This window comes from Ruegeria sp. I3 (assembly GCF_056532525.1).
In genome coordinates, this window is the sequence record NZ_JBQFNI010000003.1 from 147,228 (window position 1) to 161,330 (window position 14,103).

Here is a 14,103-nt window from a genome sequence, read left to right on the forward strand (position 1 = left end):
TAGGCCACGGCGCTTTCGCGTAGAATACCAATACCAACCTGAGCAAACGGATATCTCATGGACCGGACTATTTTCACTGGAACTATGCCTGCCCTTATGACGCCGTGTAAGGCCGACAGGACACCTGACTTTGACGCGCTGGTCAAAAAGGGCAAAGAGATGATCGCGGCCGGCATGTCCGCTGTCGTCTATTGTGGCTCGATGGGGGATTGGCCGCTTCTGACGGATGCCCAACGGATGGAGGGCGTGGAACGACTGGTCGACGCTGGCTTGCCGGTTGTCGTGGGGACGGGTGCCATCAACTCGAATTCCGCTGTGGCGCACGCAGCACATGCACAGAAGGTCGGCGCGGCAGGGTTGATGGTTATCCCTCGGGTTCTGTCACGAGGCTCATCGGTTGCCGCGCAAAAGAACCATTTCAAGGCTATTCTTTCTGCGGCACCGGACGTGCCTGCGATCATCTACAACAGCCCTGTCTATGGGTTTGCCACTCGTGCGGATTTGTTTTTTGCACTGCGGGCCGAGCATCCGAATTTGGTTGGCTTTAAGGAGTTCGGGGGCAAGAGCGACCTGCGCTATGCCGCCGAACATATTACATCGCAGGACGATCAGGTCACTTTGATGGTAGGCGTCGATACTGAAGTCTACCATGGGTTTGTGAATTGCGGCGCCACCGGATCGATCACCGGGATAGGAACGGCGCTGCCCAAAGAGGCATTGTTGCTTGCGGCGCTTTCGAAAAAGGCAGCAGAGGGACATGCCGAAGCACGGTTGCGTGCGCGCGAACTGGACGAGGCATTTGGCGTTCTGGCAAGTTTTGACGAAGGCACGGATCTTGTTCTTTACTACAAGCATCTGCTGGTGCTGAACGGCGAAGAAGAATACCGCCTGCATTTCAATGAAACCGACGTGTTATCCGACGCCCAGAGAAATTACTGCGAGCAACAGTACAATTTGTTTAAGTCGTGGTTTACCGATTGGGTTCGTCAGGGTGGGGTCATTGCGGAATGCATGTGATTGACAGCCATACCGGTGGAATGCCCACACGGGTCATTCTGGACGGGGGGCCTGATCTGGGTTCAGGATCACTGGCTGAACGCGCCAAGCGACTGGCAACGGAACATGAGCGGTTCTACAAGTCTGTTCTACTGGAGCCACGCGGCCAGCCCGGCATGGTCGGGGCGCTCCTTGTCGAACCGGTCAGTGCTGAATGCAAAGCGGGCGTGATCTACTTTGACGCGGATGCGGTACTGGGCATGTGCGGCCATGGGACGATCGGGTTGGGCGTAACATTGGCGCATCTTGGACAGATCGAGGTTGGCGCGCACCGAATCGAAACTCCGGTAGGTGAGGTTAAGATTGATCTGCTGGACGCCAACACCGTGCAGGTCACCAACATTGAAAGCCGTCGCGTACATCATTCCGTGACGGTCGAGACTGCAGAGTATGGCCCCGTCACCGGCGATGTCGCTTATGGCGGCAATTGGTTCTTCATTGTCGAGCCAAGCCCGATCCCGGTTGCGCCTGAGAACATTCGCCCGCTGACCGACATGGCTATCGCAATTCGCGAAGCCTGCATTGCGCAAGAAGTTGGTGGCGAAAATGGCGAGCCGGTTGATCATGTGATCTTTCAGGGCACCTCACCGAATGCAGGTATTCATAGCAGAAACTTTGTTCTGTGCCCCGACGATGACTATGACCGTTCGCCTTGCGGCACCGGCAGCTCGGCCCGGCTGGCCTGCCTCGCGGCTAGTCGGCGCTTGTCCGCTGGAGAAGAAATCGTTCAGGAAAGCATCATCGGAAGTTCGTACAGGCTGTCCTATCAGCCGGGGCATGGCGGGGGCATTGTCCCTCAGCTAACTGGCCAGGCGCATGTGATGGCAGAGGGTAAGCTTTTCTTTGCGCAGAATGATCCGTTTCAATTTGGTATTGCGCGTTGACGCAGGGAGACGAGCAAGACGGAATCCCATTCGGGCGTCGTGTTCAGAAAATCGTATCAGGTGGACAAACCGGCGTAGACACTGCCGCATTGGAGTTTGCCCGTGCAAATGGCATCCCCTATGGCGGCTGGGTGCCGAAGGGTCGAACGAATGAGGATGGGTTGATTCCGGCGCATCTCAGCGGGCTTGTTGAAACGAAGTCTGAAGATGTCGCTGAACGGACAAGGCTCAACGTCTTTGCCAGTGACGCCACGCTTGTTTTTATCGACGGATCAGACAGTCCCGGCACGCGGAAAACGGTTGAGTTTGCAGTTGATGCTGAAAAACCGCATCTGGTGGTGGATATAAGAAAAGGAAAGGCCGATTGCGCGCAACAGATGCGGACTTGGCTGAGCGCCATCCCTGTAACTGTTCTGAACATTGCAGGCCCGCGCGCTTCTGAGGCCCCCGAGATTGGTCCGCGTGTGCACGAGGTGCTGGACGCTTGTCTGGATCAGTTCATTCAGCCCAAGTAATCGCGCAGCGCTGGCGGAGGATTGTTGAAGAGTGTCTCGGTCTCAGCAGGTGGATGTGCGATTTGATCCGCAACCAATACGGTTTGGTCGGTTATCCGAAGCGCATCCCGTGGGTCGTGGCTGACCATAAGCAGTGTGGTTTTGGTCTCGGCGACTAATTCAGCGACCAGATCGAGCATCTCAGTTTTCAGGGCAGGCCCGAGCGCTGCAAAAGGTTCGTCGAGCAATAACACCTGACGCTTTTGCACAAGTATCCTCGCCAGCGCCACGCGGCTTTGCTGACCACCTGACAATTCGGCGGGCTTTCTGGCCGCCATTCCCTGCAGGCCAACGCGGCCGAGGGCCGATTGAATGTGGTGTTGGTCGTCTGCGGTCAAACCTCCATTGGGCCTTAGGCCCAGGGCGACATTCTGTTCGGCGCTCAGGTGAGGAAACAGGTTTCCGTCTTGAAACAGCATTGCGATCGGTCGACTGCCTGGTGGTAATGTCGATAGGTCATGATCCTTCCATTGGATGTGCCCACTTCTCAGGTCTCGAAAACCCGCGATAGTTTCAAGAAGAGTTGATTTTCCTGCCCCCGACGGACCGATGATCGCAACGCTGGATCCGGCCTTGACCTCAAAGTCAGCGCTTAATTGGAAATTGCCAGTTGCAATGATGCAATTGTCAAGCTTCAGCATGCCAGCGACCCCCTCGATCCAGAACCCAGAAAGCACCCATCGATAGTATAAGCAGCAGCAGCGCGCCTCCTGCTGCGGCCTGCATCTGGTAGGCGCCCATCAGGCGGTAGATTTGCAGGGGCAGCGTTGCGATCTGCGCATCTGCAAACAGGGCGATCACACCCAGATCACCCATGGAAAGTGCCGCCGTCAGGCCCGCGGCAAAACCGATCTGGGGGCGCAGGCGTGGAAGCATGACACGCAAGAAAAAGGACCAGTTGTTCATGTTCAGGGCCAGTGCCAACCGCCCGTGCCGTTCCAACACATCGCGCGCTGCGGGAACCAAAATTCGAAGGGCGAAGGGCAAGGCCATGACCGCGTTCACAAGCGCGGTTACCGGCAACGCAAGAGTTGTAGGATTGGCCAGCGGGCGGATCAGAATAAAGAGACCCGTACCAATGACCAAGGGCGAGGCGGCGAGGCCAAGAAGTCCGCCAAGTTCGACGATGCCGAACCGGCCTGTCGCGACGGCTGTCGCCATGGGCAGTGCCAGCAGTAATAGGAGCATGGTACTGGCGGCGGCAACACAGATTGAAATTATAGCGGCACGGAACACCAAAACCGGCATCTCAAACAGCCCAGCGATACCCGAAATCGTGACGGATGCCAGAGGTAGCAGCAGGAACGCGGCGGCGGTGATAATCCAAAACGCATCCAGCAGCGGTCCTCGGCCATCCCAGCGCCGGATCTCACGATTCAGGCCGGTACCGAACCCGTCGCCGCGCGAGAACTTTAAGGCTGCCAACGCAGCCGCTGCAGTCAGGACAAGTTGCAAAGCGGATAATAAGGCGGCGCGCCCTAAGTCAAAATCATATGTAAAGGCCTGATAGATCGCGAGTTCAATCGTGGTGGCGCGCGGCCCTCCACCCAGCGTCAGGGCAACCGCAAAACTGGTCAGGCAAATGGCGAAGATCACGGCCAGCACTCCGGGCAGAATGCGGCGAAGCATTGGCAATTCGATCAAACGGAACATTGCCATTCCTTCGCACCCAAGTTGGGCCGCTAGCCGGAAACGCTCGGCAGGGATCTCCTGCCAACCCTGCAAGATCAGGCGTGTTGCCAGAGGTAGATTAAAAAATACGTGGGCCAGAACGACACCGTGCAGCCCATAGATTCGAATGGGCGGTAGACCGAAATAGCCCAACGCGTCCGAGATCCATCCTGCCCGGCCAAAGACCTGAAGCAATCCCAAGATGGCGACGATGACCGGCAGGATGAAAGGTGCACCCAACAGCGTGATCAGGACGCGCCTACCAGTAAACCGGCGGCGCGCCAGCGCGCGGGCGACCGGAATAGCCAGTCCAGCGCTGAACACTGCAGAGAGTGTTGCTTGCAACAGGGTGAAGCGTAAGGCTGCCCAGTCGGCTGGACCAAACCCACCGCCAGAATCAGCGCGCACCGCCACCATGAACAGTGTGCCCAATATCAGCGCGGCAACGATCGCTGCAGCACTGACACCAGGAAGCGGGTTTACTGGCTGAGTGCGCCCAGCCATTCCGAAAGCGCCTGTTCCCGCGCGATGGCGGCTTGGTCCTGATCAAACAGCAGAGACTTCTGAGGGATCGTTAGAGTTTCAAAACCTTCGGGCAGACCGGAAGATGGAGTTACGGCCGGGTACATCCAGTTGGTTGTTGGAATGATCGTCTGAAACGCGTCAGACACCATGAAGTTCAGAAACTGATCTGCCAGCTCGGGCTGATCGGAATTGGCTAGCTTGGCCGCAACCTCGACCTGCATATAATGGCCTTCGTCAAAGGCTGCTGCTGCTTTGCTGGCATCTTCCTCGGCAATCAGGTGATAGGCTGGCGAGGTCGTATAGCTTAGAACCATGTCGGCCTCACCTTCAAGGAACAAGCCATATGACTCGGACCAGCCCTTGGTAACCGTCACGATATTGTCAGCAAGGTCAGCCCAGATTTCTTGGGCTTCATCGCCATACGCGGCCTTGACCCACAGCAGAAGACCCAGCCCCGGCGTCGATGAACGCGGATCCTGAATGATGATCTTGATGTCACTATCTGCCAACTCGCGGAAGCTGTTAGGAGCGGCAAAATCTGCATTGTGAACAAATGCAAAGTAACCCCAGTCGTAGGGGGCAAAAACTGTGTCGGTCCACTCGATGGGCAGAGCATACTCGGCAGTGACTGAATGAGGTGCAAACAGGCCGGTTTCTTTAGCTGCCGATATCAAGTTGGTATCCAAACCCAATACAATATCGGCGTCGCTGTTTTCGCCTTCCAGCCGGATGCGTGACAGCAGTGCCGCGCCATCTTCGACGCCGACAAGGTTCAGGTCGCATTCGCATTGCGCTTCAAACGCCTCTTCGACCTTCGGGCCGGGGCCCCAGTCCGAAACGAAGCTGTCGTAAGTATATACGGTCAACGTGGGCTTATCGGCTGCCACAGCCGAAGTCGCAGTCAGTATTCCCGCAGCAATTGCCAGATGTTTCATATCATCCTCCAATGCGGCGAGAGGGTAAGGATGGATGAAACCTGTACCTTTCCCTCCGCCGGTTCTAGCCGGTTCAGGTTCAACGGGTTTGCCAATTGGCATCTCAGCGCGGTCTTTAGCGCACCCCGAGGTAGGGTCGTGATTAGGGGGATGAGAGGACGATTTCAACCGAAATCGTTAGGTTCTCGTTCAATGAGCATTGAATGAAATACCATAAGAACGAGCCACGATGCCAGAGAAGTCCTTTAGGTGATATGCGCATATTTGACGCGCATATAGTATATTGATATTCTCAGGCACATGGAGGCCAAGACAGAATGAACGCTCAACCACGCAAACCGACCAATCTATCACTTGATAGCGCTTTGCTCACCGAGGCCAGAGCGCTGAACGTGAACCTGTCGCGTGCCGCCGAAGAAGGAGTGCGTGCCGCCGTTACCGCTGCGAAGGCAGCACAGTGGAGGGCCGAAAACGCGGAGGCACTGCAAAGCTCAAACTCGTATGTTGAACGGCACGGGTTGCCCTTGGACCGCTTTCGTCAGTTCTGATGCCGAAATACGATGTATTCCCCAACCCCTCCGGCGATGGCTATCTTCTGGATGTGCAAACCGATCTTCTGAGCGATCTGAATACCCGCATAGTGGTGCCGCTTTTGCCAAAAGCACATGCGCCGAAACCAGCGACCCGCCTCAACCCTGAGTTCCTGATAGATGGTGAGCTGGTTGTAATGGTGACCCAGTTCATGGCTGCTGTTCCTGTGGGACTCCTCAAATCACCAGTGGGTCATCTGAAAGATGATTTCGAGCAGATCACCGTGGCTGTAGACATGCTGATGCAAGGGTTCTGAACGACAATAGCTGGCCTCATTGGCCAGCCACTTTGCGCGCATAACACCTGTAAGGTGTTATGCTTCTGCTCTACTTGTCGCGCAGTACCACGACACTGCAATGTGCATGACGGACCACACGTGCAGCCGTTGAACCGATCAGATAGTCCGAAAGGCCCGGTTGGTGTGACGCCACCACTATGCAGTCCACTTTGTGTTCTTCGGCCCAATCCAGAATGGAATTTGTTGGATGACCTGTAACAACATGAGTGCCGATCTTCGGAGACTCCATCGATGCGTTCAGTTTGTCCTCAAAATCAGAAACGCTTTTCTGAACCTGCTCGGGTGGAAAGTACGACCCGATATACGAAGGTAGTTCTTCGAGAACGGACAGCACCGATACTGTCCCGCCATCCGACAGCAAGCGGCTTGCTGCATCCAGAGATTTGGCACAGTCGTTGATGTGATCAGGGGCGACTGGAACGAGGATATGGTTATACATCTGTACCTCCGGATTATTTCAGGATGTTGGGCAACCAGGTGGCGATCTGCGGGAAGATGAAGATCAGGGTCAGGCCAACGAACTGGAGTGCCACAAACGGGCCAACCGAATTGTAGACATCCCCCATGCTGACATCTTTGGGCAGAACCCCTTTGATCCAGAACAGCACAAAACCGAACGGAGGTGTCAGGTAAGCGATTTGGATGTTCACGATGAACAGCGCGCCAAACCACAGCTTGTCGATCCCCAATTCGTCGATAATCGGGATGAACAGTGGTGTGCACAGCATGATGATGGCCCAATCATCCATCACCATACCCAGGACGAGGATGATCAGCATCATCATCAGCAGGATGCCGGTTGCACCGCCGGGCATGGAAAGAACCAGATTGGTCAGCAGGTCCTGGCTGCCAAGCGTGTTGAACACATTAAGATAGACGGTGGCACCAATCAGAATCCAAAGCCCCATACCGCTGAGCTTCAAGGTGGACACCAACGATTCCCTCAGCACCTCCCAGGTCAGTTTGCCGTAGATCAGGTTGATGACAAAGGCGCCTGCGGCACCAAATGCGGCAGCTTCCGCCGGTGTTGCGATACCGCCCCAGATGACGCCCAGAACGATGATGATGAGTAAGGCAAACGGCCAGATGCTGAGAACGGCGGTCAGTTTTTCGGTGCGGGTGAATTTCTGATCAGCGGGCAGGGCGGGGCCCAGCTCGGGCTGGATTTTACAACGTACGCCGATGTAGATCGTGTAGAACGTGGCCAGCATCAGGCCGGGCAGCAACCCCGCCATGAACAGGTCACCGATCGAAACCTTGGCCAGCAATCCATAGAAGATGAACGGAACGCTTGGTGGGATCAGCGCACCCAATGCACCGCCTGCCGCGATACAACCGATCGCGATACGGCGATCATATTTGTAGCGCATCATCGAAGGATAGGCGATCTGACCCATCGTGGTGGTCGCCGGCGGTGTGATGCCGGTGATTGCGGCAAAAACAGTACAGACCTGAACTGTACCCATCGCGAGACCACCATGAATGTGGCCGATCAGCTTGTAAACGGCGTCATAGGCCGTTTCGGCTATCCCCGAAAATCTTATGAGTGAGCCCATGAACAGGAACAATGGCACTGTGACCAGTACCGAATTCCAAGGCGTTGAATAGAATGCACTGGGTACGGACAACAGCGCGCGAGGTTCGAAAACCAGGGCAAATAGAACCGCTGTTCCACCCAAGCCGAACGCAACCGGCAGCCCCATGAAAAGGATCCCAAACAGTATTAAGAAATACAGCGCTGTAATTAGTTCGAGGCTCATGATCTTTAGTTTCCCTACCTAGTGGCCGTTCGCGCGGTCTTTGCCGGGTTGTGTGTCAGCAGTGCTTTTAACACTGACATGCGCCCGTCTGGTCCGCTGGCCCGACGATCGGGCCAGCGAAGGAGTTTTAGCTATATTGGAAAGATGACATTGCGCGGGATTATTGCGCGTTCGCCTTGTCTTCCAGGAACCTCTTGAAGATTTCCACGCCTTTGGCGTTGCCCTCGGATGCGGCTGCAACCTGCGGCCACACTTCGGCAATGGATTTCTCGCGCATACGAGCAACTTCTTCATCGCTCAGCTCGATTACTTCACCACCGGCATCGCGCAGGATTTGAAGCGCTTCTTCGACACCTTCCGCATGCATGCGGCTGGTTTCGAAATAGGTTTCTTCAAAAACTCCGTTGATCTTTTCGCGCTGCCAGTCGGTCAGGGCGTTCCAGCTCTGCAGGTTGATGAAGATCTCCTGGTGCTGAGCAGGGTTCCAGCCGGGCATGATCGCATAGTCGATAACTTCCTGGAACGACATGTCATCGATGCCGCCTGTATCCCAGTAGGTGCCTTCGATGGTGCCCAGTTTGATTGCGGTGTAAATCTCACCACCGTTCATCGAGACCGGCGCGCCGCCCATGGTCGAGTGGAAGATGGCCTGGGGTCCACCGGCGCGCATCTTGCGGCCTTCCAGATCTTCCAGTTTTTCGACACGGAACTTGGTGAACATTGCGTTCGGTCCCTGGTTGGTCCAGCCTGCCCACTGCAGGTTCCGCGCGTTGGCGGCCTCTTGCACGATGTCACCAACGCGGTAGTCGGGGTTGCCCCACATCACTTCCCACGCTTCTTCGGTGTTGTCGGCGCCCATGGCCATGCCAAACGCCAGCATGCCTTCGGGCATGTCGCCACCATAGACTGAACCCCAGCCCGCGTAGCCATCGGTCAGACCAGCAGCCGCTGCGCCAAAGGCCTCTGCACCACTGACCAGCGCCCCTGCGGGCTCAACACGGATTTTGACCGTGCCTTCAGTCGCTTTTTCAACTGCTTCAACCCAAGGGATCAGGCCATTGTCCCAGCCGGCATCGGTCTGGTCAAATGCGGGCTGGAAGGTCCACTCGGTTACTTCATCCGGCGGCCCATCTTGTGCGACGGCAATGCTTGCGGTCACGGCTATGGCGCCTGCCCACATGGTTGTGTGCACAAACCTGTTTGGTTTCATGTTTATTCCTCCTCGTTAGTGGATCAGTCTATTTTCGTTTGTATTTGCAGGCGCCCAGGCCAGCGTGCCTAACTGCGCCCGAAGATCGTTTGCAGGTCGCGGAGCAAGTGTTTCAGGACCACCAAGAGAACCATTGCTCCGCTGAGTGGGATCGCAAATTTGATCGGATAAATCGGGATCGGAATGGATGTGGGGGTCTTCTGATTAAGCATCAGAGACAGCGATGCGGCTTCGTAACCCTTCCAGATCAATGCGACCAGAAACAGGATTGCAATCGGTGCCGTCAGGACATCCAAAATCGCCTTTGACCGCTTGCTGGCGTTTGCATAAAACAGGTCGAGTTTGACGAAACTGTCATGCTGCAACGCATAGACGCCGCCGGTGCAGGCCAACAACACCATCGCAGCTTGCAATGTGGTGCCGATCCACTGGGAGGGCGCGTTCAGTACATAGCGCATGAATACGTCCGACACGCCAAACGCCATGCAATACAAGATGAGAAACCAGCCGATGCGGCCCATGACTTCTGAGATTGCGCTTGTCAGCTTTTCCAGACCGCGCATCAGCATGCCAACCTCGTTGTGTTTTTCATGGATCTGGTTCTCCCTCAAGAAATCTGTGCGCTGAATTGATGTACTTGACCCTTCGCGTCGGGGTCCGGACGGACATCAGAGAAACGTTTGCTGAATCGCTGTTCACAGAGTCGACGCATATCCCACTCCTGCAAAACCATGCGAACGGTCTCCCTCCCTAGTCGCATCGAACGGCCCGGGTGATCCCTAATTTCGACATGGAACTTCCCGGATCGCTACAGCAAACGCGAAGGAGTTCGACTGAGAAAGATACAGTTGTTTGTAATAATGGGTACAGATTTCATCGCGCCAAGTGACTGTTCGATGCCGCGATTCAGTCCCGAGCGTTAAGATGTTACAAGTTCAACAATGGCAGCGCAGGTTGCTTAAGCACATCTCAGGTCGGTATAAGTATTTAAAAACATAGCGTTGGCTGAAGCCTCTTTTTTGAGTTATCATCAACCCGCTTTTAGTAAGAGCGCTATTGCTTTCAGCATTGCCAGCACAGAATTTGGGAATTTGGCGTCGTTTCCACTTTGCATGGAGCACTTGAAAACATGGATACAGTTTGCAAATCGCGTCGCAGAATTTGCGACTAGAGCCTGACAGGACATGACACAACGGTTGAGCATCGACAAATCTCAGTCCAGCGGTTTGCGAGATCAGATCGTCTCGCAGATTTCACGACTCATTTTTGAAGGTTTGATGCCGTCTGGACTAAAGCTTGCCTCATGTCGGGGGTTGGCGCGGGATCTCGATGTTTCGATCAATACGGTCGTCGCGGCTTATCGAAAGCTTGAAGAAGAGCAACTGATCGAGGCCCGGCCCCGCTCGGGTTATTATGTCTGCTCTGACGTGGGGATTCGCACGGACGGTGATGCGATTGGGCGAACCAACACCAGACAGCGCACATCGATTGGCCAGAAACTGAACAAACTGCGCCGCACCGAAGAGATCGAAACCATCCAGCGCCCGAATGACTGGTACAAGTACGACTATCCGTTTGTGTGCAACCAAATCGATGATGGCGCATTCCCAGTTGCGGATTGGCGCGAATGCACTCGGTTGGCCATGAATCGAAAGCACCTGAAAATCTGGTCTGCGGACGGGCTGTACGAGGATTGCTTTGAACTTATCGAGCAGGTCCGGCAGCGCATCCTGCCCCGTCGCGGTATTTTTGAACCCAGCGATTCAATCCTGATCACATTGGGTTCGCAAAACGGGTTATTTATCACCAGCCTGTTGTTCGGCGGGCGCGATAAAACTGCGGTTATGGAGGATCCGGGATATCCGGATGCACGCAAGATCCTTCAGGCAAATTTTGGGAATGTAAGGTTTCAACCCATTGATAGCGAGGGTCTGATCGTCGATGAACGTCTGCGCGAGGCTGACCTGGTATTCGTAACCCCCAATCGCCAGCACCCAACCACTGTTACGATGTCCGAGCGCCGCCGCAAGGCCTTGCTGCAGGCCGCTGAAGAGTATGATTTTTACATAGTCGAAGACGATTACGAATGCGATGTGGATTACCGGCATTCTACTTTGCTGCCGCTGCGCAGTCTGGATGACACGGATCGACTGATCTATTTGGGCAGCCTTTCCAAAGGTCTTTCACCAGGATTGCGCCTGGGGTATCTGGCGGCTGCGCCAGAATTTATTGACGCCGCGCGCGATTGCCGGGGAATGATGATGCGCCATCCGCCGATGATTCTTCAGCACACTGCTGCCGCGTTTATTAACTTGGGGTACTATGATGGCTTGTTGCGCAGGGTTCGTCAGAATTATGAGCTGCGCTGGCATCTGGCTGATACGACGATCCGTGAAAAGCTACCCCATTTCCTGAAAACGGGCGAATTTGGCGGAACGGTTTTTGTGCTTTCTGATCCCGAGGCCCGATTGGATGCCATGACGATATGTCAAGCCGCCCTAAAACGCGGTGTTATTGTGGAGCCGATCGGGCCCTGTTTTTCAAATAAAACCGCAGGGAGATACCACTTTCGTCTTGGCGTCTCGTCAATCCAACCCGGTTCTATCCGAAAAGGGATTGAGCTGTTGTCCGAAGTGATTTCAGACCTACGCGCAACAAATTCGTAATGTCCCAGGGCGGGATGCAAACCAACAGTCCGCAAGCTTAAAAAGATTGATCGATGGTTCAATCTCCGACAGCTGAGTTTTCCCCCCACAGCATACGTGATACCAGGCTGGCTAGAAGGCTCAGGACGTACCAAGTCAGCAGAAAGCCGACGCATTCCAGGGCGAATGACCCCCATTTGTAGAAAAGGTCAGCAATAACAAAGGCGATAAGTAGCCAAGGTGCTTCCTGCCGCAAGAATGACTTTACGCCTTGTGATTTAATCGCTCTGTGCATGATGTAGATCCCTGAATTATAGATGGTTATAATATTTTAGACGATAACGGGTGGATGGCGACGTGGTGCGTCATAGCGCTGCTGTGCGAACCAGGTCATGGTTGGTTCGATGTCAGTTTGGGTGTTCCCGCCCTGCAGCGTGTACCCGGCTGCCAGCCAGGTGAAGCCATCATCGGCAACCTCGGCACAGTTGGTGTAGTCGCCCCATTTTCCCAGACCCGGAGTGTCTGTGCCCCGTCGAGCGAGGGCCAGCCGCCAAGTCAGATCGATATCGTCGTATGAGCCAACAACATGGCTCGGATGCAAATTCCCACCACCCGCAAAGACCGAAAGCCCTACATCACCAACCCGGTTTACAGCTGTTGAGGGGTAGGCGAACGCGATCTGACTGTTCCAGATATCCGGTTCGTCAATCAATGACATGGTTGTTTCGTCAATGCGGACGGTCCTGACGAAAGGGAGTGGCCTGTTGGTCTGACGATTAGCTGTCCACATAAAGCCCAGAACGCCGCGTCCCAGCCAACCAGCCATAATGCGTGGATCAGTGCGCGACATCCAGTCGCCACCGGTGGTCTGCGCGGAATAATTGCCTGCGGACCAAGGCGTGACATCGATGTCGAATTCATCTACGTCCGAGGCGTTCTCGGCCCATCTGAATACGCGGATCTGCGAGTTCGTGTTGTGGCTGGCAAAGTACATCGCGCCGCGTGCGCCTTGTACGCAGCGCAGAGAGAAGTTGTCTTCTGTTTCGAATATGTCGAATGATAGCGTTGCCGCGGTCGCCAGTTCGTCCAGTGAAATCCGCAGAATGACCGAGCGGGTAAACTGGTTAGCCCCGGCCGAGAACACATTGGTGCCCGCATACATATAGTTTTCGGACAACGAAACGTGATTATAGTCGAACCACTCATTGTTCCACGCGGGATCAAGCCCGGTGGGGGTGAAATCCCAAATGTTCCATGTGTCGTTCCCCAAGGTGCGCCCTTGTTTGACCGCAACCCGCAGTGTGTTGGTGCCCCCCTGTTCGATATATTGAAGCAGCCAGATAAGCAGATCCCGGCTTGGGTCGTAAATCGTGGTCTGGTCACAGCAAAACCCCCCGTCAACAGGTGGGAACAACGTGAAAGGACTCATGTGAGACCAGCTTTGGCCGCCGTCCAGTGACCGACTTGCATACCAGTTGCCAGTGGCCAGAATCTGACCTCCGTTGCTGGAAACTGTCGGCTCGCCCACAGTAGAGGTTTGGCCGTTAGTATCGAAATCCGTAAGGTTTATTGTGTTGAAAATCCTTGGCTGATGGGTCGAGGGCATAGCAGCCTCCGTAATCTACTCATGTCAAAAAAATGTGCGTAATTGATTAGTAATCCAGTTCCGTCGGATCAGCGTCATTGCCGGATTGATCCGAATTATCTTCTTCCAAAGCAGGCCCGCCCTTTTTGCGAGTTTTTGAGACGCGCTCATCGCGTTCGCTCAGCATTTGCGGGGTCATGAGGCCTGACGCCCCGGCCCGTTCGCTCAGGGCGGAATGGGCCGATGGTTGTGGTCTCACCTCAAGAGTGCCCTTTCGGGTCGTTCGCTTTCCACGTGCTTGATTTGCCATTCAACTCTCCTATCCGTTCGTCAAGAAACGCATCCGAATTCGCAGGTCGTCGGATGGTGTTGAATGTATTTAACATAGC

At 55.0% G+C, this 14,103-nt stretch carries 15 protein-coding genes and 1 riboswitch; of the genes, 6 read left to right on the top strand and 9 right to left on the bottom strand.

All coding sequences use genetic code 11. From position 1 onward, the window contains the following. Window positions 1-57 precede the first annotated feature (57 nt). Genes ACR0L9_RS09265 through ACR0L9_RS09275 form a run of 3 tightly spaced genes read left to right on the top strand, consistent with a single transcriptional unit; the run spans window position 58 to window position 2,455 of the window. Window positions 58-1,017, top strand: coding sequence for a dihydrodipicolinate synthase family protein (locus tag ACR0L9_RS09265; protein ID WP_170422500.1), 960 nt, complete (start codon window positions 58-60; stop codon window positions 1,015-1,017). Continuing rightward, window positions 1,008-1,940, top strand: a complete 933-nt coding sequence (locus ACR0L9_RS09270) for a 4-hydroxyproline epimerase (protein WP_480895480.1) — start codon at window positions 1,008-1,010, stop codon at window positions 1,938-1,940. Before ACR0L9_RS09265 ends, ACR0L9_RS09270 begins: the two co-directional genes overlap by 10 nt. After that, on the top strand, window positions 1,937-2,455 hold the full coding sequence (locus ACR0L9_RS09275) for a putative molybdenum carrier protein (protein WP_170818370.1): 519 nt from the start codon (window positions 1,937-1,939) through the stop codon (window positions 2,453-2,455). The genes ACR0L9_RS09270 and ACR0L9_RS09275 overlap by 4 nt, the downstream gene beginning before the upstream one ends. Here ACR0L9_RS09275 and ACR0L9_RS09280 read toward each other — a convergent pair. From ACR0L9_RS09280 to thiB, 3 genes are read right to left on the bottom strand one after another with little or no spacing between them, the layout of a single operon-like run. Further along, window positions 2,443-3,135 carry a thiamine ABC transporter ATP-binding protein gene (locus tag ACR0L9_RS09280; RefSeq protein ID WP_480613968.1) on the bottom strand — a complete coding sequence of 231 codons (693 nt, stop codon included), beginning with the start codon at window positions 3,133-3,135 and terminating at the stop codon, window positions 2,443-2,445. The two genes, ACR0L9_RS09275 and ACR0L9_RS09280, sit on opposite strands and share 13 nt — an antisense overlap. Continuing rightward, the gene (locus ACR0L9_RS09285) at window positions 3,122-4,669 is read right to left on the bottom strand and encodes a thiamine/thiamine pyrophosphate ABC transporter permease ThiP (protein ID WP_480895481.1); all 1,548 of its coding nucleotides are present in this window, start codon (window positions 4,667-4,669) and stop codon (window positions 3,122-3,124) included. The genes ACR0L9_RS09280 and ACR0L9_RS09285 overlap by 14 nt, the downstream gene beginning before the upstream one ends. Further along, a complete protein-coding gene (gene thiB / locus ACR0L9_RS09290; RefSeq protein WP_170562176.1) occupies window positions 4,645-5,625 on the bottom strand; it encodes a thiamine ABC transporter substrate binding subunit in 981 nt (326 codons plus the stop codon). The genes ACR0L9_RS09285 and thiB overlap by 25 nt, the downstream gene beginning before the upstream one ends. Before the next feature lie 32 nt (window positions 5,626-5,657). Further along, window positions 5,658-5,763, bottom strand: a riboswitch (TPP riboswitch). Window positions 5,764-5,942: 179 nt separating this feature from the next. Here thiB and ACR0L9_RS09295 point away from each other — a divergent pair. Together ACR0L9_RS09295 and ACR0L9_RS09300 are read left to right on the top strand one after the other, a co-directional pair. After that, entirely contained in the window at window positions 5,943-6,173 is a 231-nt protein-coding gene (locus ACR0L9_RS09295; RefSeq protein WP_170393761.1) for a type II toxin-antitoxin system CcdA family antitoxin, read from the top strand. Next, entirely contained in the window at window positions 6,173-6,472 is a 300-nt protein-coding gene (locus tag ACR0L9_RS09300; protein WP_170393763.1) for a CcdB family protein, read from the top strand. Before ACR0L9_RS09295 ends, ACR0L9_RS09300 begins: the two co-directional genes overlap by 1 nt. A 70-nt stretch (window positions 6,473-6,542) precedes the next feature. On the opposite strand, the gene ACR0L9_RS09305 is transcribed toward ACR0L9_RS09300, so the two are convergent. The 4 genes from ACR0L9_RS09305 to ACR0L9_RS09320 form a co-directional block, all read right to left on the bottom strand. Further along, window positions 6,543-6,953, bottom strand: coding sequence for a universal stress protein (locus tag ACR0L9_RS09305; RefSeq protein WP_170393765.1), 411 nt, complete (start codon window positions 6,951-6,953; stop codon window positions 6,543-6,545). Window positions 6,954-6,966: 13 nt separating this feature from the next. Then, the gene (locus ACR0L9_RS09310) at window positions 6,967-8,274 is read right to left on the bottom strand and encodes a TRAP transporter large permease (RefSeq protein ID WP_170393768.1); all 1,308 of its coding nucleotides are present in this window, start codon (window positions 8,272-8,274) and stop codon (window positions 6,967-6,969) included. A gap of 160 nt (window positions 8,275-8,434) precedes the next feature. Beyond that, complete coding sequence (locus tag ACR0L9_RS09315) at window positions 8,435-9,484, bottom strand: TRAP transporter substrate-binding protein (RefSeq protein ID WP_170393770.1); 1,050 nt, start codon at window positions 9,482-9,484, stop codon at window positions 8,435-8,437. 68 nt (window positions 9,485-9,552) lie between these two features. Then, a complete protein-coding gene (locus ACR0L9_RS09320) occupies window positions 9,553-10,053 on the bottom strand; it encodes a TRAP transporter small permease subunit (protein ID WP_170393772.1) in 501 nt (166 codons plus the stop codon). Between the two features lie 615 nt (window positions 10,054-10,668). Between ACR0L9_RS09320 and ACR0L9_RS09325 the strand changes: the two genes are divergently transcribed. Next, window positions 10,669-12,150 (top strand): aminotransferase-like domain-containing protein, encoded by a 1,482-nt coding sequence (locus tag ACR0L9_RS09325; protein ID WP_170562173.1) that lies wholly within the window; start codon window positions 10,669-10,671, stop codon window positions 12,148-12,150. Window positions 12,151-12,460: 310 nt separating this feature from the next. Here the strand turns inward: ACR0L9_RS09325 and ACR0L9_RS09330 are convergent, their stop codons facing one another. Both ACR0L9_RS09330 and ACR0L9_RS09335 read right to left on the bottom strand, forming a co-directional pair. Then, the gene (locus ACR0L9_RS09330; RefSeq protein WP_480895482.1) at window positions 12,461-13,735 is read right to left on the bottom strand and encodes a hypothetical protein; all 1,275 of its coding nucleotides are present in this window, start codon (window positions 13,733-13,735) and stop codon (window positions 12,461-12,463) included. A 46-nt stretch (window positions 13,736-13,781) separates the two neighbouring features. Then, on the bottom strand, window positions 13,782-14,024 hold the full coding sequence (locus tag ACR0L9_RS09335; RefSeq protein ID WP_170393778.1) for a hypothetical protein: 243 nt from the start codon (window positions 14,022-14,024) through the stop codon (window positions 13,782-13,784). Window positions 14,025-14,103 lie beyond the last annotated feature (79 nt).